The 21,820-nt window shown below is 72.2% G+C and carries 17 protein-coding genes; 10 read left to right on the forward strand and 7 right to left on the reverse strand.

Annotated features, from left to right (window positions below):
- Positions 1-233 precede the first annotated feature (233 nt).
- From ACZ3II_RS27815 to ACZ3II_RS27825, 3 genes are all read right to left on the reverse strand, one after another.
- A complete protein-coding gene (locus ACZ3II_RS27815; RefSeq protein WP_465520697.1) occupies positions 234-2,027 on the reverse strand; it encodes a S9 family peptidase in 1,794 nt (597 codons plus the stop codon).
- Positions 2,024-3,310 carry an MFS transporter gene (locus ACZ3II_RS27820; protein WP_465520698.1) on the reverse strand — a complete coding sequence of 429 codons (1,287 nt, stop codon included), beginning with the start codon at positions 3,308-3,310 and terminating at the stop codon, positions 2,024-2,026. The genes ACZ3II_RS27815 and ACZ3II_RS27820 overlap by 4 nt, the downstream gene beginning before the upstream one ends.
- Positions 3,311-3,763: 453 nt before the next feature.
- Positions 3,764-6,436 carry an AfsR/SARP family transcriptional regulator gene (locus ACZ3II_RS27825; RefSeq protein ID WP_465520699.1) on the reverse strand — a complete coding sequence of 891 codons (2,673 nt, stop codon included), beginning with the start codon at positions 6,434-6,436 and terminating at the stop codon, positions 3,764-3,766.
- Between the two features lie 196 nt (positions 6,437-6,632).
- Here ACZ3II_RS27825 and ACZ3II_RS27830 point away from each other — a divergent pair, with 196 nt between their 5' ends.
- From ACZ3II_RS27830 to ACZ3II_RS27840, 3 genes are all read left to right on the forward strand, one after another.
- Complete coding sequence (locus ACZ3II_RS27830; RefSeq protein WP_465520700.1) at positions 6,633-7,235, forward strand: peptidase inhibitor family I36 protein; 603 nt, start codon at positions 6,633-6,635, stop codon at positions 7,233-7,235.
- Positions 7,236-7,335: 100 nt separating this feature from the next.
- Positions 7,336-7,707 (forward strand): hypothetical protein, encoded by a 372-nt coding sequence (locus tag ACZ3II_RS27835; protein ID WP_465520701.1) that lies wholly within the window; start codon positions 7,336-7,338, stop codon positions 7,705-7,707.
- A gap of 164 nt (positions 7,708-7,871) precedes the next feature.
- On the forward strand, positions 7,872-10,007 hold the full coding sequence (locus ACZ3II_RS27840; protein WP_465520702.1) for a PAS domain-containing sensor histidine kinase: 2,136 nt from the start codon (positions 7,872-7,874) through the stop codon (positions 10,005-10,007).
- A gap of 34 nt (positions 10,008-10,041) precedes the next feature.
- On the opposite strand, the gene ACZ3II_RS27845 is transcribed toward ACZ3II_RS27840, so the two are convergent.
- Positions 10,042-11,610: an alkaline phosphatase D family protein gene (locus tag ACZ3II_RS27845; protein ID WP_465520703.1), complete on the reverse strand. Its 1,569-nt coding sequence runs from the start codon at positions 11,608-11,610 to the stop codon at positions 10,042-10,044.
- A gap of 185 nt (positions 11,611-11,795) precedes the next feature.
- A complete protein-coding gene (locus tag ACZ3II_RS27850; protein WP_465521308.1) occupies positions 11,796-11,942 on the reverse strand; it encodes a hypothetical protein in 147 nt (48 codons plus the stop codon).
- 180 nt (positions 11,943-12,122) lie between these two features.
- Here ACZ3II_RS27850 and ACZ3II_RS27855 point away from each other — a divergent pair, with 180 nt between their 5' ends.
- The 7 genes from ACZ3II_RS27855 (at position 12,123) to ACZ3II_RS27885 (ending at position 17,589) form a co-directional block, all read left to right on the forward strand.
- Positions 12,123-13,016, forward strand: a complete 894-nt coding sequence (locus ACZ3II_RS27855; protein WP_465520704.1) for an ABC transporter ATP-binding protein — start codon at positions 12,123-12,125, stop codon at positions 13,014-13,016.
- A complete protein-coding gene (locus ACZ3II_RS27860; RefSeq protein ID WP_465520705.1) occupies positions 13,013-14,650 on the forward strand; it encodes an ABC transporter permease in 1,638 nt (545 codons plus the stop codon). Before ACZ3II_RS27855 ends, ACZ3II_RS27860 begins: the two co-directional genes overlap by 4 nt.
- Before the next feature lie 263 nt (positions 14,651-14,913).
- Positions 14,914-15,795 carry a hypothetical protein gene (locus tag ACZ3II_RS27865; protein ID WP_465520706.1) on the forward strand — a complete coding sequence of 294 codons (882 nt, stop codon included), beginning with the start codon at positions 14,914-14,916 and terminating at the stop codon, positions 15,793-15,795.
- A gap of 242 nt (positions 15,796-16,037) precedes the next feature.
- Positions 16,038-16,415, forward strand: a complete 378-nt coding sequence (locus tag ACZ3II_RS27870; protein WP_465520707.1) for a ferritin family protein — start codon at positions 16,038-16,040, stop codon at positions 16,413-16,415.
- 13 nt (positions 16,416-16,428) lie between these two features.
- Complete coding sequence (locus tag ACZ3II_RS27875) at positions 16,429-16,620, forward strand: hypothetical protein (protein WP_465520708.1); 192 nt, start codon at positions 16,429-16,431, stop codon at positions 16,618-16,620.
- Between the two features lie 10 nt (positions 16,621-16,630).
- Positions 16,631-17,209 (forward strand): zinc-binding dehydrogenase, encoded by a 579-nt coding sequence (locus ACZ3II_RS27880; protein ID WP_465521287.1) that lies wholly within the window; start codon positions 16,631-16,633, stop codon positions 17,207-17,209.
- A gap of 194 nt (positions 17,210-17,403) precedes the next feature.
- Positions 17,404-17,589: a hypothetical protein gene (locus tag ACZ3II_RS27885; RefSeq protein WP_465520709.1), complete on the forward strand. Its 186-nt coding sequence runs from the start codon at positions 17,404-17,406 to the stop codon at positions 17,587-17,589.
- 1 nt (position 17,590) lies between these two features.
- On the opposite strand, the gene ppdK is transcribed toward ACZ3II_RS27885, so the two are convergent.
- Positions 17,591-20,272: a pyruvate, phosphate dikinase gene (ppdK, locus tag ACZ3II_RS27890; protein ID WP_465520710.1), complete on the reverse strand. Its 2,682-nt coding sequence runs from the start codon at positions 20,270-20,272 to the stop codon at positions 17,591-17,593.
- Positions 20,273-20,364: 92 nt separating this feature from the next.
- Complete coding sequence (locus ACZ3II_RS27895; RefSeq protein WP_465520711.1) at positions 20,365-21,798, reverse strand: DUF4389 domain-containing protein; 1,434 nt, start codon at positions 21,796-21,798, stop codon at positions 20,365-20,367.
- Positions 21,799-21,820 lie beyond the last annotated feature (22 nt).

The following is a 21,820-nucleotide window of genomic DNA, read 5'->3' on the forward strand; positions in this document are numbered from 1 at the left end:
GCGACCGGATCGGTACCACCAAGGTGGGTGACGGCGTGCGGGACAGGAGATTCCGTACGGGAATGCCCCGTCCCACACACCGTGACCTGATCAGAACTTCACGGAGACACTGACGGTGACCGACGGCTTCGACCGGAGTTGTTCCCGGTTTCCGCTGATCGGGTCGTTCTCGACGACGCTCTTGCGCATGCTGTTCCTCCTCTCCGGGTCTCGCAGGGCCAGGCCCGCCGGGATCAGCCCGCCGGTCGCGCCAGAGCCAGCGCGATCGGCGTGCCCTCGTCCCGGACACCTTCGAAGTGCCGCTGCATGAACGGCAGCACCGCCTGCATGAGGGCGACGTGGTTGCGGGCGTCGACGTCCTCGTGACCGGCGTGCAGGCGCAGAAGCCGGTTCGGGACACCGCGCCGGGTCAGCAGCGCCGCGTACTGCTCGACCGGCTCCGGCGGGCAGCGTACGTCGTCGGTCGCGACGGCGAGGAACACCGGGGCCCGCACCTGATCGGCGTAGGTGACCGGAGAGGCGCGGCGATAGCTTTCCGGTACGTCGTCCGGGGCGCCGCCGAACAGCGTCCGGTCGAGGGCGCGGACGGCCGGGCTGGCGCCGTGGAACGCCGCGACGTAGTCGGCGATCGGGGTGACCGCGATCCCGAGCCGCCACAGGTCCGGCTGCACACCGACGGCCAGCAGCGTGAGATAGCCGCCCCAGGAGTGGCCCCACAGCGCGGTCCGGCCGGCCAGCACCACGCCGTCGTCGACCAGCCGGCGGCGTACGGCGGCCAGGTCCTCCAGCTGGGTGTGCCCCACGCCGGCGGAGAAGTCGCCGCGCCAGGCCGCGCCGTAGCCACTCGACCCGCGGTAGTTGACCCGGACGACGGCGCAGCCGGTGTGCACCAGCAGGTCCACCACCGGGTCGTACGCGTTGCGCGCGTGCTCTGACGGTCCGCCGTGGACGAGGAACACCGCGGGCGCCGGGCCGGTACGGTCGGCGGGCGTCGTCACCAGCGCGTGGATGTCGCCGCCGGGACCCGGCACCCAGATGTCACCGCGGCGGGCCGACGGCGCGGTTCCGGTGCGCGGGCCCGCGCCGTCCCCGGCGGGCAGCGTCAGGCCGCCGGTGGAGCACAACTGCGGCGGGGTGGCCGCGTCGGTCCAGACGTACGCCACGTCGCCGTCGGGCCACACCGCCGCGTCCAGCACGCTGCCGGCCGGCACGTCGATCGGGGCCCGGTCGGCGCCGGTAAGGCCGACCCGGTACAGCAGGCTCTCGGCGTACCGGTCCTGGCGGACCAGGACGTGGTCGCCGTCGGGGTACCAGCAGGCCGTGATCTCGGTCGGGAAGCGGTGCGCGTCGTGGTGCCGTAGCCCGTCCTCCGGGGTCCAGGTGGCCAGCCGGTAGTCGCCGCCGGTCTCCACCACGAGCAGCAGCCGCGACGTGCCGGGGGCGAACCCCAGCGCCCACACGCGGCGGTCGGGGCCGCCCGCCAGCACCGCCGGCTGTTCCCCGTCGGCGGTGTGGACGGTGACCGCGTCGGCGGCGGCCGGATCGGCGCCCACGACGACGAGCCGGGCGGTGGCGTCCACGTCGACGACGTACGCGTAGCCGTCCCGGCGCACCGCGACGCGGTGGCTTCCGTCCGGACGGCGTACGTGCACGGTCAGCCCCTGCTCGTCGGTCAGCCCGATCATCGCGGTGCCGTCGGCCGCCATGGCGAGACCGGCGGGCCGGCCGGACACCGTCGCCGGGAGGGCCGCACGGGGGCCGGCGAACCCGGCGAAGTCGACCAACTGCCACCGGCCGGCGCCACTGAGGTCGTCGTCGAACCACCACACGGTCTCCCCGGCGGGGTCGATCGCCGCCCGGGTGGTGCCCGCGGGCCGGTCGGTGACCTGCCGGGTCGTCCCGGTGCGCCGGTTCCAGGCGAAGATCTGACAGCGGTCGTCCGCCTCGCCCACGTACACCGCCCGGTGCGGGGCCTGCTCGGCGATCGTGGGCAGCACCGGGTAGTAGAGCCGGAACGTGCGGCTCATCGCTGGTCCTCCTCAGGCGTCGGTACGTCGGCCGGCGTGGCGTCGCCGGTGGGCTCACTCGGGTCGGCCGGCGAGGCGCCGGTGCGCAGCAGCCGGACGTTGACAGTGGCGTAGGCGGCGAGCACGGCGAGCAGCGCCGCGCAGCTCAGCGCCACCACAGCCGGTGAGACCCGGGCCACGAGCACCGCCGCCAGCAGGGGCGCGAACATCTGCGGCACCTCGCCGACCGTGCCGATGACCGTCGCCACCCGGCCCTGGAGGTGGTCCGGGGTCACCATGATGGCGCGGGCCTGCAGGAGCACACCGACCATCGGGCTGAGCAGGAACACCAGGCCGATCAGCAGGCCGTAACTCCAGGTCTGCCGCGCCGCCACCAGGGCGCCGACGAGCACCACCATCGCCCAGGAGGCGGCCACCACGGTGACGGCGGGCCGGAGGCGCTGCACCACCCGCGGCGTGGCGAGCGCCCCGAGCAGCCCGCCGATGCCGGCGACCGTCAGCACCAGGCCGATCGACACCGGCGCGGCGCCCCGGCGGTCCGAGATGAGGATGACCGCGTAGATCAGGGCGGCGAACGCGAAGTTGATGCCGGCGGCCCACACCGTGACGAACCGGAGGAACGGCTGGCCGGCCACGAACCGGAGACCGGCGCGCAGGTCGCCCAGGAACGAGGTGGGCTCCTCCCGGTGCGGGGTCAGGTCGGTGCGGATGACCGCCACGCAGACCGCCGCTATGACGTACGAGATGAGGTCGGCGAGGAACGGCAGCCAGCGCGCCACCTGGAACAGCGCTCCGCCGAGCAGCGGGCCGAGGATCTGGGCGGCGTGGTTGCGGGCCTCCATCCGGGCCAGAGCGCGCTGGTCGTCGGCCGGCAGCAGACGGCGGATCGCGCCCGCGCCGGCGGACTCGTACCCGGACTGCGCGGCGCCCTCGACGAAGGCCGCCGCCGCCAGCACGCCGATGGCCAGGGTGTCCGTCAGCAGCCCGCCGAAGACGACACCCGTCGCGGCGGCGGCCGTCAGCAGGGCGCCGACCATCATGGAGCGGCGGGGCAGCCGGTCGGCCAGCACCGCGGTGACCGGCGCCGCCGCGAGCCTGCCGGCCACGGCCAGGGCGCCGACCACGCCGACGGCGGTGGGTGAGCCGGAGATGGCGATGGCGACCAACGGCAGGACGATGCTGGACGAGTGGGAGCCCAGCGCGTCGATCCCGCCGGCGATCCAATAGAGCCGGAAATCGCGTGCGCGATGCGGCGACAATGTGTTCTCGGACGTTGCGGTCATCAAAATTCCCGGGCGGCTTATCGGCGTCCTCGGACGTTTGTCACTGCGCATGTAAAGCCGTTTGGGCGATGAAACACGCGTGGACAGAAGAATGGGACGTGCTCTTCCGGTGAAGACTTTTCGTACAGTAACAGCGCGCCTACGCAATGGCAAGGATCCACTGTGGCCAATGCTTTCGGGGTAAACCGTCGGAACCGCTCGGCTCCCCGCGCATCATCTTGAGGGCCGCAAATCCGTATTTGTACGCCCGTGAGATGTGGGCGCAAGGACACGGAAAGCCCTATTCGGACATCTTGCCGTGAAGGGCCGGTAGCAGGGGAATCGCCGGCCGAGTCAATGGAACCGAGGGAATCTCATCCGTATGGAGTGGATACCCGACACTTCTTTGATCATTTGAATGGCGTCGAGTGAATGGTGTCGAGTTCCCGACGTGGTGGAATCCGCAATCTTTTGCTATGGGCTCCGCGCGGTGTCACCGAGGCGGGCGGCGATCGCCTCGGCGTCCGGATGTCTCAGGTCGCGCAGCAGGGCGTACCCCTGTTCCCAGGCCGACCGGGCCGCCGCGGTCTGCGCCGCCGCCTGGCAGGCGTCGCCCAGCCGCACCAGGACGTACGCCCGGCTGTACTCGTCCGCGGAGCACGCGAGCAGGCCGGCGGCCCGGCGGAACGCGGCGACCGCCCGCCGGTGGTCGCCGCTGTGGTGCAGCGTCTGCCCCAGGCTGTCCCAGGCACTGGCCTCACCCGGCACGTCGCCGTGCCGCTGATAGAGCTCCAGCATTTCGCGGCAGTGGGTGAACGCCCGATCCAGGTTGCCCAGCTGCAGGTACAGCCACCAGAGCCCGACCAGGGCGAACGCCTGCCCGGTACGGTGCTCCCCAGCCCGGAACAGCTCGTGCGCCTGCTCGAGGTGGCACAGCATCTCGTCGTACCGGCCCTGCTGTTCGCAGGCGAGCGAGAGGCTCAAGTGGGTACGGGCCCGCCCGGTCGGCTCGCTCAGATGCTCGTACTGGTAGAGGGCGTGCCGGAAGTGCACGCGGGGATCGTGGCGGCCGGGGTTCGCGGACAGCCGGGTGTGTTCGCGGCGGGTGAGGAAGTCCGCGAGGGTCCAGATGATCTGCCAGACATGACTGTCGAAACCGGCCCGCCCGGCGGTCTGCACGGCACTGATGAGCGTCGCGTGCTCAGCGGTGAACCAGGCCAGCGCCGCCGCCTCGCCGGCCGGCGGGTCCACCCGGACGCCCGGCGCGGGCGGCGGCAGCGACAGCGGGGTGCGTTCCGGGGCGAGCACCAGAGCGGCCCCGTGCGCGGTGTGCAGGAGATGGTCGAGCAGCCGCCGCAGGGCCGCGTACCGGAAAACCTCCTCATCCCGCGCGGCCAGCTCGGCGGCATAGGCGCGCAGCAGATCGTGCAGCGTGTACCGTCCCGGCGCCTCTTCGATGATCAGGTTGGCCCGTGCCAGCGCGGCGAGCAGCGGCCCGGCCTCTCCGGGCGGCACACCGAGCAGGCTGGCCGCGGCCGGTACCGTCACGTGCGCGCCCGGATGCAGGCTCAGCAGCCGGAACAGGTCGGCCGGTGGCCGGTCGAGGACGCGGTAGCTGCAGGCGAACACGGTCCGCAGGTCGGTACGGGCGTCGCCCGCCTGCAGCGCGTCGAGGTTCGCGCCGATCAGCTCCGCGGCGACCGCGGACAGGCTGAAGTGCGGCCGGGTCGCGGCCCGGGCGGCGACCACCGCCAGCGCCAGCGGCAGCCGGGCGCAGGCGCGCACGATCGTGTCGACCGCGTCCGGCTCGGCCAGCAACCGGCCGGTCCCGAGCCGTCCGGCGAGCAGATCACGGGATCCGCCGGCGTCCAGGGCGCCGAGCGGCAGCGCGTCCGCCCCGTCGGTGGCGACCAGGCCGCCCAGCGCGTCACGGCTGGTCACCAGCACCAGGCAGCCGGGAGCGCCGGGCAGCAGCGGGCGCACCTGCTCCGCGTCACGGGCGTTGTCGAGCACGATCACCAGCCGCCGGCCGGCCGCCAGACCGCGGTACCGCGCCTGCCGGGTGTCCGGGTCCGGCGGCAGCTCGTGCGCGGGCACGCCGAGCGCGTACAGCAGTTTGCGCAACGCCTCGGCCGGTGACACCGGCCGGTCCACCGGGTCGAACCCGCGCAGGTTGACGAAGAGCTGCCCGTCCGGGAACCGGTGCGCCACCCGGCGGGACCAGTGCAGGGCGAGGGCCGTCTTGCCGACACCGGCCATGCCGGAGACCGCGACGACCGCCGTGCCCGGCCGGGCATCGTCCAGCAGCGCGTCCAGGCGAGCGAGTTCCCGTTCCCGCCCGGCGAAGGCGGGCACGTCCGGCGGCAGCTCGGTGGGCGCCACCGCGGGCGGCGGTTCGGGGTCCTCGGCCCGGCGCAGGATCGCCAGATGGATCCGCCGCAGGTCCGGCCCCGGCTCCACGCCCAGCTCGTCGCGCAGCCGTTCCCGGATCGCGGCGAAGCAGGCGAGCGCCTCGGCTGCCCGGCCGGTCTCGGCCAGCGCCCCCATCAGCGCCGCCGCGAGCGGTTCGGTGGTCGGGTACTCCCGCAGCAGGGCGGTGACCGGGCCGGCGACCCGCGCGCCACGGCCCAGCCGCAGGCAGAGCTGGGCCCACCGGACGGCCGCGTCGAGACGCCGCTCGTGCCATCCCTGCCGGATCCGGGCCGTCCACTCACCGGGGATGCCGGCCAGCGGCTCGCCCTGCCACAGCCCCAACGCCTCGCCGAGCAGGCGTACGGCCCGCTCGTCGGCACAGTTCGCGGCCGACGCCTCGGTCAGCAACCGGGTGAAGCGCAGCACGTCGACGGCATCCGGGTCGGAGCGCAGCTGATATCCCGCCGGGCCGCGGACCAGCTGGACCGGTGGTTCCGCTGCCGGGTCCGGCCCGGCGAGGACCCGGCGCAGCCGGGCGACATAGACGTGTACGCCGTGGCGCGCCCGCCGCGGCGCCGCCTCACCCCACACCCGGTCGAGCAGCGTGTCCACCGGCACCGGGCGTGGCGCGTCGACCGCCACGGCCGCGAGCAGGGCTCGCTGGCGCGGCGGTCCCGGGCTCACCGCTGCCGTGCCGTCCCACAACTCCACCGGACCCAGCAGCCGCAGCTCCATGCATCCCCCGTACGCATAGGTCTGCGTCGATGTTTCTGTGCTGTTCCGCGTTTGTCAACGACGGCGCCGATGACGTCGAGGTTCCGGCGAGCCGTTGTCGAGGCCCGCTCCCGAGACTCGTATCCGCGCCGCCGGCGACCAGCCGACGGCACCGGTATCTCCATCAGCGGAAGGGAAAACGGGGATGAGGGAAAGAATGATCAGGGGCGCCCGGAGATGGGCGGCCGCCCTGGCCGTCGCGGCGGCGGTGGTGGCGTCCGCACAGGTCGCCGGCGCGGCGCCCGCGAGCGCGGCGGCGCCCGCGGCGTTCGCCGAGCAGGCGCGCGCTGCGGGTCTGGACCAGGCGCAGGCGCGCCGGCTGCAGAGCCAGGTCGACCAGGTCCTCGCCGAGATGAAGGTCGGCGGCAAGCAGATCAGCGCCAACGAGGTGCTGTCCGACGACGGCCGGGTCAAGGTGGTCGTGCCGGTTCCCGGCGAGGAACGGGCCCGCGCGCTGTCCGCTCCGGCCGCCCGGGCGGCGGCCATCTGCACCTACAAGTACCTCTGCCTGTTCGACGGCCCGAACTACACCGGCCTGCTGCGCGAGCTCTATTCCTGCAGCCTGGTCAATCTCGGCAACTACGGCCAGAACGACCGGCTCGACTCGTACTACAACAACCAGACGACCGGAACGGTCGCCCGCTTCTACAACTGGGAAGGGAGCTGGGCCTACAAGTTCGGCAGCACCGCCCCGCACTCCGATCCCAACCTGGGGCGATGGGGCTGGCAGAACTGGATCGACGGCGTGGACCCCTGCTGAGGCCGTCCGCGACGCGTCCGGGCGTCCGGCGGGGAGATCCGGCGTTGCCGGCCGCTCTCCCTGCCGGGCGAACCGGCGTGCCGATCGCTACGGTTGACGGGTGGTGATGTTTCACGAGAGCGCCCATCCGGCAGCGCTGGTGTCGCGATGCTGGACGCTGACCATCCTCACCGTGATGGAACTCGCCGTCGTGAACGGTCTCAAGGATCTCGTGGAGCCTCCTTGCCGGCACGTGCGGTGCGAGTTGGCCGCCGAACACCCCGACGGGCGGCACACCGCGTTCGTCGCCGCAGCCGGCAACGGCGACCAGTCGTGGTGGCTCTCCTGGAGTCCGGGCGAGCGTGAGCTGTTCCACCGCGAGGTCTGCGACGGGGTGGATGTGGAAGCCGGCGATGACTGCCTGCTCCCGGCCCGCCACCCCGGAGGGCACAGCTTCGACCTCGCGTCCCCCCACCACATCGCCTCGTACTGACCACGCCCCCGGGGTACGGCACACTGCCTCTGGCGTCGTGGTGAGGAGGGGTCAGTGAGCGGGATCGAAGCGCTGGGCCGTCTCCAGCGACACCGTCGAACGGCTGCTTCCGCCGCTTCGCCGTGACGTCCACCGGGCCGGGAGACCCCGGCTAAGGTGGTTATATGGGTGATTCGTCCGACATGATGGATTACGAGGCATTATTCCGCGGGATCCCGTCACCGGTGGTCGTCCTCGACCCGGAACTGGTGATCGTGGAAGCCAACGACGCCTACCTCACGGCGACGATGAGACATCGGCACGAACTCGTCGGCCGGCCCTTCGACGAGGCGTTCCCGGACAACCCGGAGGACCCGGACGCCGACGGCACAGCGGCATGGGGCGCCTCCCTGCGGCGGGTCCTGCGGGAACGGGTCACCGACGTCATGGCGATCCAGAAGTACGACATCCCGCAGCCCACCGGGGGATTCGCCACCCGCTACTGGGCGCCGGTCAACGCGCCGATCCTCGGCCCTGACGGCGAGATGCGATGGATCGTGCACCGCACCGAGGACGTCACCGCCTACATGCGCGACAGGCAGGATCCCGGGTCCGGTCAGCTGGCCGCGGAGCTGCGGGCGCGTACCGAGCAGATGGAGAGCGAGGTCTTCGCCCGGCGCCGTCTGCAGCAGGAGAACCAGACCCTGACCGCGGTCGTCGACAGCCTGGACGTGGCCGTGGTCGGCTGTGACGGCGCCGGCCGGCCGGTGCTCGTCAACCAGACGGCCCGGGTCCTGGTCGGGAACCGGCTCGACGGGCTGCCGGCGCGACAGTGGCCGCAACGGCTGCACCTGCACGACGCTGCCGGCCACCCGATGGAAGCAGAGCAACTGCCTCTGGTACGGGCGCTGAACGGTGAACATGTCCGCGACGCCGAGGTGGTGGTCCGCGCCCCGGGGAAGCCGGAGCGGATCTTCCGGGTGCACGGCAGGCCGGTCGCCGGCCGTCCCGGGCTGGCCGCGGTGGTGGCGATGCACGATGTGACAGTGCACCGCAGGGCCGCCCGGCTGCGGGAATGCGAGTTCCAGGTCTCCGGGGTGCTGTCCCGGCCGGCGCCGGCCGACGAGGTCATGCACGAGGCCGTGGCGATCGTCGGGGCGATGGCCGGCTGGGCCGCGAGCGAGTTCTGGACCGTCGACGAGGTCACCCAGGTGCTGCGCCGGATGACCTGCTGGACCCGTACCGGTCAGGATCTGCCCTGTCGTCTCACCGACCCGCTGCTGCCCGGCCAGGGCCTGCCGGGCCGGGCGTGGAAGATCACCGAGCCGGTGTGGGCGCCCGACCTGAACGCCGAGGAACGAGCCCACGACTGGGGGCCGTTGCGCGCCGCCATCGCCATCCCGATCCCCAGCGGCGCCATGGTGCTGGGCGTCCTGGTCTGCTACAGCGACACCACCGAGGTCCCGGACGACGTACGGACCGCCGTGCTCACCGGCATCTGCGCCCACATCGGCGAGTTCCTGGAACGCCGCCGCGCCGAACGTCTCGCCGCCGAACTCGACCGGACCCGCGACGAGTACATCGCCCTCGTCGGCCACGAGCTGCGCACCCCGCTGACCAGCATGCAGGCCAACGCCGAGATGATGCTGCACGAGCCCGGACTGGCCCCCGACCACCGGGAGATGCTGGAGGCCATGCAGCGCAACTCCGCCAAGCTGCACACCATCGTCGCGAAACTGCTCGACGTCGCCGGCGTCCGCTCCGGGCGGGCCGACCTGGCCATCCGCCGCACCGATTTCGCCGCGGTGGTGCACGCCGCCGTGGACGCCGCCCGGCGGAGCGCCACGGCCCCGGTCGCCATCGACATCAACACACCCGACACCGCCTACCTCGACGGCGATCCGCACCGTCTGCGCCAGGTCACCGACGAGCTGATCAGCAACGCCCTGACCTGGGCCGGCGACGACACCGTCGTCGGCGTGCAGATCCACACCGACGAGCGCGCCACCACCCTCGCGGTCTCCAACACCGGCGTCCGCATCCCCGCCGACGAACGAGCCCAGCTGTTCGATCTGTTCTTCCGCGGCGGAGCCGCCCGCCACCAGGGCGTGCCGGGGACCGGTCTCGGGCTCACCCTGGCCCGCGCCATCGTCGACCAGCACGGCGGCGCGGTCACCGTCAGCGAGCCCGACGAAGCCGTCACCACCTTCACCGTCCGCCTGCCCACCCGGCATCCCGCCGCACACGGCACGGAGACCAGCGGTCTGCTGCCACGGCTCCAGGAAGGCCAGGGCGCGCCGCCGGGCCACCGGCAGCGGTGACAGCCGGCCGCCGCGACGGCCGGCTGTCGGCGGGTCAGACCTGCTGGGCGCCGGGCCTGCCGTTCTCCACGACGAACGCGGCGTGCGTGTACTGCGGGGCGTCGCGCCGGGACACGGTGGTGACCATGCGCGCCTCGACCCGCAGCGCGTTCCGGTCGAGGTGGATCCGTTGGTGGCCGCGCCGGTCGCCGTCGAAGAACCGGATGTGCGGGTTGTGTTTGATCATCGGGCCGTAGTACGGGCCGTACACCTCCCGATCGCCGTTGGACGAGATGGACGTGCCGACGAACTCGGTGGCCACCACCGGTGAGCCGGGGTGGTCGAAGTCGGCGTGGATGTCGTTGACGAAGGTGGAGTGCCAGTCGCCGGTGAGCACGACCGGGTTGGGTACGTCGTGGCGGGTCCAGGCCCGGGTGAGGCGGTTGCGGGCGGCCGGGTAGCCGTCCCAGGCGTCGTGCCAGAGCCGGTGGCCGGCGTCGCCGTCGTGGTCGAGGCGGGCCACCATGACGTTGCTGCCGAGGATGTTCCACCGGGCGGAGGATGCGGCCAGACCGGTGTAGAGCCACTGCTCCTGTGCTGTGCCGAGCATGGTGGCCTCGGGGGCGTACTGGCCGGCGCAGGCGTCGCCCTCGCCCCAGGAGCAGGCCGGTGCGGTGCGGTATTGGCGGCCGTCGACGATGTCGAGCTGGGCGAGCCGGCCCCAGTGCAGGCGGCGGTAGATGCGCGGGCCGGCGCCGGTGGGGCGGGCCGGGGCGCGGACCGGTTGGTGTTCGTACCAGGCCTGGTAGGCGGCGGCCCGCAGGGCGGCGATGTCCGGGTCGGAGGCGGTCGCCGTGCCCGCGTAGTCGTTGGCCACCTCGTGGTCGTCCCAGGTGACCGCGAACGGCACCCGCGCGTGGGCGGCCTGCAGGTCCGGATCGGACTTGTAGAGCGCGTACCGGATCCGCCACTGCTGCAGGGTGACCGGCGCGGGCCGCGCCGTGTCCGCGACGGCGACGTTGCGGTTGCCGCCGGTGGCCGAGACGCCGCCCTCGTACACGTAGTCGCCCAGGTGCAGCACCAGGTCGAGGTCGTCGCGGGCGATGTGCGCGTAGGAGGGGTAGTAGCCGTCGCCCCACGCCTGGCAGGAGACCACCGCCATGTCCAGTGAACCGCCGGGGGCACGCCGGGCCGGCGCGGTCCGGGTCCGCCCGACCGGTGAGCGCTGGTCCCGGTACGCGAACCGGTAGAACCACTCGCCGTCCGCGGGCAGCCCGTTCACCTCGACGTGCACGCTGTGCCCCAGCTGCGGCGCCGCCCAGGCCACCCCCTCCCGGACCACGTGCCGGAAGCGCTCGTCGCGGGCCATCTGCCAGCGCACCGGCAGCGGCAGGGACGGCATGCCGCCGTCCGGCGCGAACGGTTCCGGCGCCAGCCGGGTCCACAGCACCACACCGGACTCCGTCGGGTCGCCGGAGGCCACGCCGAGGGTGAACGGGTACTTGCGCCCGGGCAGCGCCGGCGCCGCGGCGACCGCGTCGGCGGGCACCTGGGCGAGCGCGGCGACGCCGGCGACCGCGGCCGCACCGGCGATCAGTCGGCGCCGGTCGATGTTCGTTGTCATAGGGTCCGGTTGTAGGCGGCTCAGCTGACGCCCGCCTGCACTGGAGATGACCTTCACGTGGCGTTCGCCGGATCATGGGCGACGGGCGAACGGCCGGAGGCAGCCGCGGCTGGCGTTGTGCGCGGCGAGGGTGATGTTCTGGGTGATGTCGTTGGTGCCGCCAGCTGCTTCGGCGACGCTGCGGTTCATTTCTGCCGTTGTGGCGGTCTGCCGGCCACCCGGGCCGCTTCGGCGGCGTTCTGGGAGATCTCCCGGATCGAGGCGCCCATTTCCTCGCTGCCGGCCGACACGGTCTCCATGCTGCGGGAGACCTGCTCGGCGACGGCGGACACGTACTGAGCCCGGCGGAGCTCGCGATCTGCCCTGACTTCTGGGACGACGACCCCGTGCGGCGCTGACCGACGGCGGGTCTTCCCGCTAGGTGCGGGACAGGCGTACGGTGAGCGACAGGTGTGCCGGGAAGTCTGGTCGGCGGTCATAGCTCCACGTCCCCGATCGGAAGGCACCCCGCGATGACCGATCCCGCGCTGCGCGCTGTTCAGCTGACGAAACGGTACGGCCGCCTCACCGCCCTCGACACCCTCGACCTGGAAGTCCAGCCGGGTGAGGTGTTCGGGTTCCTCGGCCCGAACGGGGCAGGCAAATCCACCACCATCCGGCTGCTGCTCGGCCTGGCCCGGCCTACCGCAGGGCGGGCCGAGGTGTTCGGTGTCGATGCTGCTGACGTGTCCCGCGCCCACCGGCACCTGGCCTACGTGCCGGCCGATGTGGCGTTGTGGCCTCAGCTCACCGGCGCCGAGGTCCTGCACCTGCAAGCCCGGACCGGCCCGGGCACCGACATCGCCTACCGCGACGAGCTCGTCGAACGGTTCGCTCTCGACCCCTCGAAACCGGCCCGGACGTACTCGACGGGCAACCGGCAGAAGGTCGCCCTGATCGCCGCGTTCGCCACCCGGGCACCGCTGTTGGTCCTCGACGAACCGACCAGCGGCCTCGATCCACTGATGGAACACGAATTCCGTGCCGCCGTCCGGCACGCCCGCGACCGCGGGCAGACGGTGTTCCTCAGCTCCCACCAGCTGGCCGAGGTCGAAGCCGTCTGCGACCGCGTCGGGATCCTGCGCGCCGGCCGGCTCGTCGAAGTGGCCACGATCAGCGACCTGCGGGGCCTGCACCGATCCGAGGTGACGATCTCCTACACCGGCACCGCACCCGAGCTGGCCTCGATCGCCGGGGTCGCCGCGATCGAGGGCGCCGGAGACGGGCAGTTACGGTTCACGCTGACCGGCCCGCCCGCATCGGCGTTGCAAGCTCTCGCCGCCGCGGACGTCACCGCGCTGGCCGTACGGGAACCGAGCCTGGAGGAGATCTTCCTCGACTACTACGGAGAGCAGGTGGCCCGATGACCATCGACACCCTCCCTCCGTCGGCCACCGTCAGCCTTCCCACCACTCACGCTCCGGGCCGGGCCGTCACCCGGCTGGCGGTCCGGCAGATCCGGCGCGGCGCTCTGCTCGTCACCGGCCTCGCCACGGGTGTGACCGCGCTGGTGGCCGCCGGCTACGCACAGGTGATGGCCGACCCGGCGGCGGCCGGCAGTCTGCAGGCGCTGGCCGGCAACCCGGCGATCCGTACCCTGTTCGGCGCACCCGTCGGCCTCGACACCGCCGGCGGGTTCACGGTGTGGCGGGTCGGCGCCGTCGTCGCGATCGCCCTGGGCGTCTGGTCGATCCTGGCCACCACCCGGATCACCCGCGGTGAGGAGGACGCCGGACGGTGGGACGTGCTGCTGTCCGGACGCCTCCGGCTGCGCGACACCCTGATCCGCCACCTGGCCGCCGTGATGGTGGTCCCGGCCGCCACCGCGACCACCATCACGGCCGTTCTCCTGGTGGCCGGCACCCCGCCGGCCGGGGCGATCCTCCACGGCACCGGCACCGGCCTGCTCGGCATGTTCTTCGCCGTGGTCGCCGCGCTGACCGCCCAGGTCTTTCCCGCCCGGGCACCCGCGACCGGCGCAGCGGTGGCGGTACTGGGGGTCGGCCTGCTGACCCGCATGATCGGCGACGGGATCACCGCGCTCGGCTGGCTGCACTGGCTGTCACCGTTCGGGCTGCTGGCCCTCAGCGGCCCCTACGTCCACGACCGCCCCCTGCCATTGCTGCTGCTGGCCGCGGCGACCGTTCTGGTCACCGTCGTGGCGCTGGCCGCGGCCGGGCATCGCGACGTGCGGGGCGGCCTGCTCCCGGCGGCTGCCGGACGACGTCCACGAACGCGGCTGCTGGTGAGCGTGGAGACCTTCGCCGTACGCCGGGCGCTGCGCCCGTTGACCGGCTGGATGATCGGTGTCGGCGCTTACTATCTGCTGATCGGGTTGACCACCGTATCGGTCACCGGGTTCCTGCGCGACAACCCCGCCCTGGCCGGCGGAGCAGCACAGGCGGGGTTCGCCGGGCTGGGCAGCATCGCCGGATTCACCGCGACCCTGTTCGCAATCCTCGCTCTGCCGGCCGCCGGGTTCACCACCGTCCGGATGACCGCCTTCCTGGCCGCCGAAACCGACCGCCGCCTCACCCTGCTCACCAGCCAGCCCGTCGCCCGCCTCCGATTGCTCGGCGCCGAGATGGCGGTCACCGCCGTAGCCGCCACCGTCCTGGTCACCGGCGCCGGGCTGCTCACCTGGGCCGGTGTCACCGTGATGGGCGGTGAGATCGCCGTGACCGCCGTGCTACGAGGCGTCTGGAACGTCCTGCCGATCGTGCTGCTCAGCCTCGGCGCGGCCGTCTTCGCGGCCGGCTGGGCACCTCGCTGGACCGGACTGCTCGGTGGCCTGCCCAGTATCGGAGGATTCCTGTTGTTGGTGCTCGCCGAGAGCATCGCCGCACCATCGTGGGTACGCGACATCTCACCGTTCGCCCACCTGGCACCGGTCCCGCTGACCGGTCCGGACATGACAGCCTCGGCGGTCATCCTCACCGCAGCGGCGGTGCCGGCCGCCATCGGCATCGGCGGCTACCGCCGTCGCGACCTGTCCTCATGACACCTACGGCGAGAGCCGGATCGTCCGCTGAGGACCGGGTGCGGGGCATCGACACGGCGGCCATGGGGGTGCTGATCCAGCAGACCCGCCGAGGGCCGGTGACAGCCGTTCTACCCGAGGGGGATGGTCCGATCAGGTGAGGCCGACAGTTCAAGAAACGAATCCGTCACCTAGCCGACAAGCCATTCCGAGATCGAATCGGGTACGGAATGTTGACGCGCTGCTAGAGTCGCGGCACGACGGACACGCGCAAGGACATCGAAATGCCGGAAGCATTTACTGAAAGCCCCGAATCCGGTGCCGCCGCCACCGGATCCGATGCCCCGAATGGTCACATCCCCCGTATTCTGCTGCTGCTCACCGGATGCGCGGGAGTCACCGCCCTGCTGGCCGGGATCGGCCTCCTCGCCGACATCGCTCAGATCGTCACCCTTTCCGTGCCCGCGGCCGTGAGGGCGCTGGGCATATCCATCACGGTACTGGCGGCGATCCTCTTCTCGTTCCTGGTCACCGGCAAGCTGCGCTCGTCTCGGCCCCGGAGGTTCATCGCCGCGTCTTTCGCACTCGCCGGGCTCGCCGTCGCCGCCGCCCCGCTGCCTCTCCGAGCGGCTGGTTCGCGCCAGCCGGACCCGGTGAGGTCGGCTCCGGTGGCCGTCGGCCCGAACAGTGTTCCCTCGACGGGGAACGCCCCGACCGGTGCGCCATCCACGGTGCAGCGCGGCCGTTCCTCGGAGATTTTCGCCGAGTTCGGAATATCGATGAAATTGGGGCACGGATACGATCTGGATCTGATTCCGGGCGACCAGGTGACGAAGAACAGCGGATGGTCCGGGAAGGATGCCAGCGCCAAGAACCGCGACATATATCTGTCCGGCGCGGACACGTCCCTCTATGCTATTCCGCGAGTAGACGGACGGCCGGAGAACCTGGTCGAACTGATGCGGCCGGAGGACCCGCCGGGCACCTGCCGGGGACTGCCTGACGGTGTGGGCGGCGGAGGCATCCTCGCCGTCGAGGATCTCCAGGTGGGTGACCGGGTCTGCGCTCTCAGCTACGGCAACCGCTGGGCGATGCTGCGCATCGACCAGTTGCCCAGTCCCGCGCACAGACGACTCGTGGCCCACGTCTGGCTCCTGGAGGAGTAGCACCGGCGCCTCGTGAGCCGGCTCGGTGCCGAGCCGGCGCTGGGAACGGCCGCGCCGGGCGGCCCGCTCGAGGATGCGGCGCCCGCTCGAACGCCTCGCCGGTGCCCCGTGCGGCGGCCGCCCAGTCCCGGCGGTCGGCATCCGGCGCGAGCAGGGCCGCGTCGTTGCACAGGGCCGCGCCCCGCGCCAGTTCCCGCAGTTGGTCACCGCCGCCCTCGACAGTTCCCTCCGGGGCGTACCCGGTGCCGGAGACCGCATGGGCCGCGCCGTCCGCGGTGACCGCCCGCTGCACCGACATCCGGTTCTCGGTCAGTGGCCCGGTCTTGTCGGCGGCGATCACGGTGACCGAGCCGAGGGTCTCCACCGCGTGCAGCCGCCGCGGGATCGCCTGGGTCACCGGCACCTTCACCGACCTGGTTGTGCAGAGCACCTACGACACGTTCCGGAAGCAGGACGAAGCCGGCCTGACCGGGGCGCCGGCGGTGGGACAGCAGGTCGAGCGGGAGTCGATCACCGGTCTGACGACGGACCTCCAGGGGCTGACCGCGCCGGACGCCCGGCAGGTCCACACCCACCTGCTGACCGCCTCCCAACGGCACCTGACCGTCTTCTCCCGTTGATAGGCCGTCGCAGATGGCGCCAAGGCGACAGCGGCCGGACATGCTGTACGACCCGGCGACGCTGGCCCCTCTCCTCGAGTACGACTCGACGTTCGGCCGGCTCGGTCTCCCGGTCGGGGTGGCCGACGACGGTGCGCTGGACGTCGGCGGGCACCGGATCCGGACCTCTGTCCACGTACCGGCTTCCGCAACAGGTCAGCAGTGAGGCCGCGGTGATGCTGGCCGACATCCTGCCCACCTCCTACGAGGTCGGCGTGCTCAACGGCGGGGTGCGGCCCGGCGACACCGTGGTCGTGGTCGGCGCCGGCCCGATCGGCCTCGCCGCGATCATCACCGCCAAGCTGTTCTCACCGGCGCACATCGTGGCGATCGACAAGGCGGAGAGCCGGCTGCAGGCGGCCAAGAACCTGGGCGCCGACGTCACGCTCACTCCCGACCGGGTCGCCTTGGGCTCGATCCGCGCGCTGACCGGCGGGCTGGGCGCCGACGTGGTCATGGAGGCCGTCGGCATCCCGGAGACCTTCGAGCTGTGCACCACCCTGGTACGCCCCGGCGGCACCGTCGCGAACATCGGCGTGCACGGCAGACCTGCCGTTCTGCACCTGGAAGACCTGTGGATCCGCAACGTCACGATCACCACCGGTCTGGTCGACACCTCCTCGACACCGCGCCTGCTGACCATGCTGGCCGACGGGCAGCTCGACGTCTCGCAACTGGTCACCCGCCGGTTCCCCTCGAGGCGATCGAGCAGGCGTACGACGTCTTCGCCCAGCCCGCCCGGACCGGAGCGCTGAAGGTGCTGCTCACCCGCTGAATTCTCGATCGATGTGGCCCGCCGGGCAGGCGGGCCACATCGATGTGGGCCATGGGAGACTTCCAGCCCTGCCCGTTTCGAACCGCGAGCAGTCTCAGGACAGTAGGAGCGCCGGTATGCCCGGGCGCCGCCTCGTTCCCGGCGCGTATCGCGCAATGTGGGCAGGAGGTAGCCATGCACCGACTCGACAAGCTCCGGACCGAACAGGAGGCGCGGCAGCGGGCCACTACCTACAGATCGGGCCGGCGGCTCTGGAACAAATGGGTGATCATCGTCATCGGGGTGGCGGGCGCGGCGTCGATGGCGTTCACCATGGCGGCGGTCACCGGTCTGGCCGTGTGCCGCCGCCTGGCGGAGTGAGCTATCGGCTGTCGGAGCCGCCGGCCCGGGTGGCGGCACGGCCGGCTTCGAGGCGGGCGATCGGCACCCGGAAGGGCGAGCAGGACACGTAGTCCAGGCCGGCGTCGTGGAAGAACCGTACCGATGCCGGGTCGCCGCCGTGTTCGCCGCAGACGCCGACGGTCAGGTCCGGCCGGGTGGCGCGGCCGCGTTCGACGGCGATGCGGACCAGTTCGCCCACGCCGGCGTCGATGGTCTCGAACGGGGAGACCGCGAAGATGCCCAGGTCGAGGTAGCGGCTGAAGAACGCGCCCTCCACGTCGTCGCGGGAGAATCCCCAGGTCATCTGGGTGAGGTCGTTGGTGCCGAAGGAGAAGAAGTCGGCGGCCGTAGCGATGTCGCCCGCGGTGAGGGCCGCGCGTGGCACCTCGATCATGGTGCCGATCCGGATCGGGGGGACGCCGTCGATGCCGGACAGGATCCGGCCGGCTTCCGCGCGTACCGCCGCAAGCTCTTGAACCGCGCCGACCAGCGGGACCATGATCTCCGGCCGCGGGTCGCCGCCGGCGGCGACCCGCGCGGCGGCGGCTTCCGCGACGGCGCGGACCTGCATCGCGAACAGGCCCGGCACGACCAGGCCGAGACGTACGCCGCGCAGGCCCAGCATCGGATTCTGCTCGTGCATCCGGCGTACCGCGGTGAGCAGCCGCCCGTCGTGCCCGGCGTCCCGGCCGAGCGCCTCGGCCCGGGCCACCCGCGCGGTCAGATCCTCCAGCGGGGGCAGGAACTCGTGCAGCGGTGGATCGATCAGCCGGACCGTCACCGGCAGCCCGTCCATCGCCGCGAACAGGTCGATGAAGTCGTCGCGTTGCAGCGGCAGCAGGGCGGCGAGCGCCGCCTCGCGCTCGTCGTCGCCGCCGGCGAGGATCAGGCGTTCCACGAGTTCCCGGCGTTCACCGAGGAACATGTGCTCGGTACGGCACAGGCCGACCCCGCTCGCGCCGAAGCGGCGTGCCCGCTGGGCGTCCGCGGCGGTGTCGGCGTTGGCGTGCACGCCCAGCCGGGCGACGTGGCCGGCGTGCGTCATGAGCAGTTGCACGGCGCTGAGCAGCGGGTCGCCGATCGAGGACAGTTCCTGCTCGAAGTAGCGCACCACCGGTGACGAGCGTACCGGCACGGTGCCGGGGTAGACGCGGCCGGTGGTGCCGTCGAGGGAGATCACGTCCCCGGCGTGCAGGACGGTCGCGCCGGCGGTGAGGGTGCCGGCGGTGGTGTCGATGAGCAGTTCCTCGGCCCCGCACACGCAGGTCCTGCCCATGCCCCGGGCGACGACCGCGGCGTGTGAGGTCTTGCCGCCGCGGCTGGTCAGGATGCCCTGGGCGGCGATCATGCCGGGCAGGTCGTCGGGGTTGGTCTCGGGCCGGACCAGGATCACCGGTCCGGTGGCGGCCGCGGCGGCCGCGGAGTCGAACACGATCGCGCCGACGGCCGCGCCGGGGGAGGCGGGTACCCCGGTGGCCAGCGGCTCCGGGGCCGTGGCGGTGTCGAAACCCGGGAACATCAGGTGAGCGAGCTGGTCGCCGGTGACCCGGGCCAGCGCCTCGTCGAGGCTGATCACGCCTTCGTCGACGAGCTGGGCGGCGATCACGAACGCGGCGGCCGGGGTGCGTTTGCCGACCCGGGTCTGCAGCATCCACAGCTTGCCGTCCTCGATGGTGAACTCGATGTCGCACAGATCCCGGTACCGCTGCTCCAGCTTCTCCATGATCGACAGCAGTTCGGTGTGACTCGCCGGGTCGATCGCGGCGAGATCGCCGAGGCTCATGGTGTTGCGGATACCGGCGACCACGTCCTCACCCTGGGCGTTCGGCAGGTAGTCGCCGTAGGCGCCGCGCCTGCCGGTGGCCGGGTCCCGGGTGAACGCGACGCCGCTGCCGGAGGCGGATCCGTGGTTGCCGAACACCATCGCCATCACGTTCACCGCGGTGCCCAGATCCTGCGGGATGCGTTCGCGCCGGCGGTAGAGCACCGCCCGGTCGGCGTTCCACGACCGGAACACCGCGCTGATCGCGGCGTGCAACTGCTCGTGCGGCGACTGCGGGAAGTCGCGGCCGGCATGCGCCGTGAACACCTTCTGATAGGCGGCGACCAGGTCACGGAGGGCGGCGGCGTCCAGGTCCGCGTCGCTTGCGGCGTTGTTGAGGGTACGGGCGGAGCTCAGTTCCGCCTCGAACAGCTCGCCCGGAACCCCGTACACCGTCTTGCCGAACATCTGGATCAACCGCCGGTAGGAGTCCCAGGCGAACCGCGGGTCACCGCTGCGCGCCGCCAGCCCGAGGACCGTGACGTCGTTGAGCCCGATGTCGAGGATCGTCTCCATCATGCCGGGCATCGAGAACCTGCCGCCGGACCGCACCGACAGCAGCAGCGGATCGGCCGGGTCGCCGAGCCGCTTGCCGAGAACCGCCTGCACCTGCCGCAGATGCTCCTCGACCTCGGCGAACAACCCGTCGGGCGGCGCGCCGGTACGGAGGAACTCACGGCAGGCGTCCGTGGTGATGGTGAAACCGGGCGGCACCGGCAGCCCCATCCGGGTCATCTCGGCCAGGTTGGCGCCCTTGCCGCCGAGCAGGTCCGTCAGATCCCTGTTGCCCTCGCGAAAGCTGTAGACGTAGCGGGACATGCTGATACCTCTCCTCGCCATCGGTGGCGGGCCGTCCCGCCCTCTCCTCCGTGGTACCGCCGCCTCCGGCCCGCAGGGCAGGGCCGGAGGTCCTGAGGAAGAGCGTCGATATTTCAGCGGGTCGGGGCGAGCGGCGTCAGCCGGGGTGACGGGCCCACCGGTCCCGTGGGCGGCGGCTCGATGTGCCGGCGGCCGAGTCCTGTCCCGCCGAGCACGATCAAAGCCACCGAGGCGAGGAACAGCACGATCCCGGTGGTCAGCAGCCCGGCCCCGAGCGCGGTCAGCTCCGGGATCCGGATCGCCGCCCGAGCGTCGGCGGAGATACCCGCCGACCCGTCGGCGTTTGTGACGACGACGGCGTACGCGCCGTCGCGCACGTCGTCCCACCGCAGGTCGACGGTGCCGCTCCCGCTGGCCTGCGCCAGCCAGAAGGTCTGCACGGCGGGGTCACCGGCCGGGCGCACCGTGCCCGGAGCCCTGGCGTAGACGGCCCGGCCGGAGTCCACGCCGATCACCTGATCGTGTGCGGTTCCGGCGAGCCAGCCGTCGATCGCCGACTGCGACGCGATCCCGGCGAACACCGGCTCGCCCGAGGACGAGGTCACGCTGATCCGCAGAGCGCCGATGTCACCGGTCCGCTGGTACCACTGTCCGGAGTCCACGATGGCGAGGTTCTCCGCGGTGATCGCCGCGGTGCCGCTGTCCAGCACCAGCGTCGGGCTGGTGACGAAGCCCGCCTGGTCGCGGTCGGCATCGAGGGCCAGCAGCAGGCCGCCGCCGATGCCGAGGCCGGCGGCCGGGGCGAGCAGCAGCACACCGGCGACCAGGGCGGCCACCGAGCCGCCCACCGATGCGGGCCGCTCCGGCGCCGCCGTGGCCGGGCCGCTGGGGTGCGGATCCGGCTCGTAGCCGCCCTGGTCCATCCGGAACGGCGGATAGCGCGGCGTGATCAGGGTCAGGTAGGCGGCCACCCGCAGGCCCCAGCGGGCGACGCCGGCCAGCAGGTCGTGCAGGCCGTCCGGGTAGCGGCCGGTGAACAGCAGCGCGAGCGCGGCGATCAGCAGCACCGCACCGACCAGGCTGGGCGGGCCGTACACCACGACGTTGTCGTCGGTGACGGCACGGCTGGCCGCGCCGGTCAGCGCCCCGATGATGAGCAGGTGCGGCACCGCGAGCAGCCAGGCGACCAGCGGCAGCCAGCGCGGTGGTTCCGGCTGTTGCGGGTCCAGGTGCAGCCGGGCCGGGTAGTCCGGCACGTCGGCCAGGGTGAACGGTGGATACGCGTCGGTGCCGAGCACCTGGTAGCCGTAGTAGCCGACGCGCCACGTCCAGCGCAGCACACCCAGGTTGTAGGCCCGGATCGGCGCCGGATAGCGGCCGGTGATCAGCACCGCCAGGTAGGCCACCAGGGTGAGCACCACGAGACCGGTCCAGAGCACCAGCAGGGCGAGGTAGTGCGGGATGAGCAGCAGCCACTTGACGAGCCAGAGCAAACGGCTCAGGGTATCGTCGCGGCGGGCCTCCACCCGCAACGGGTAGAGCTCCATATGACACCTCCCTTTTCTTCAG

This window comes from Actinoplanes sp. NPDC019969 (genome assembly GCF_055562375.1).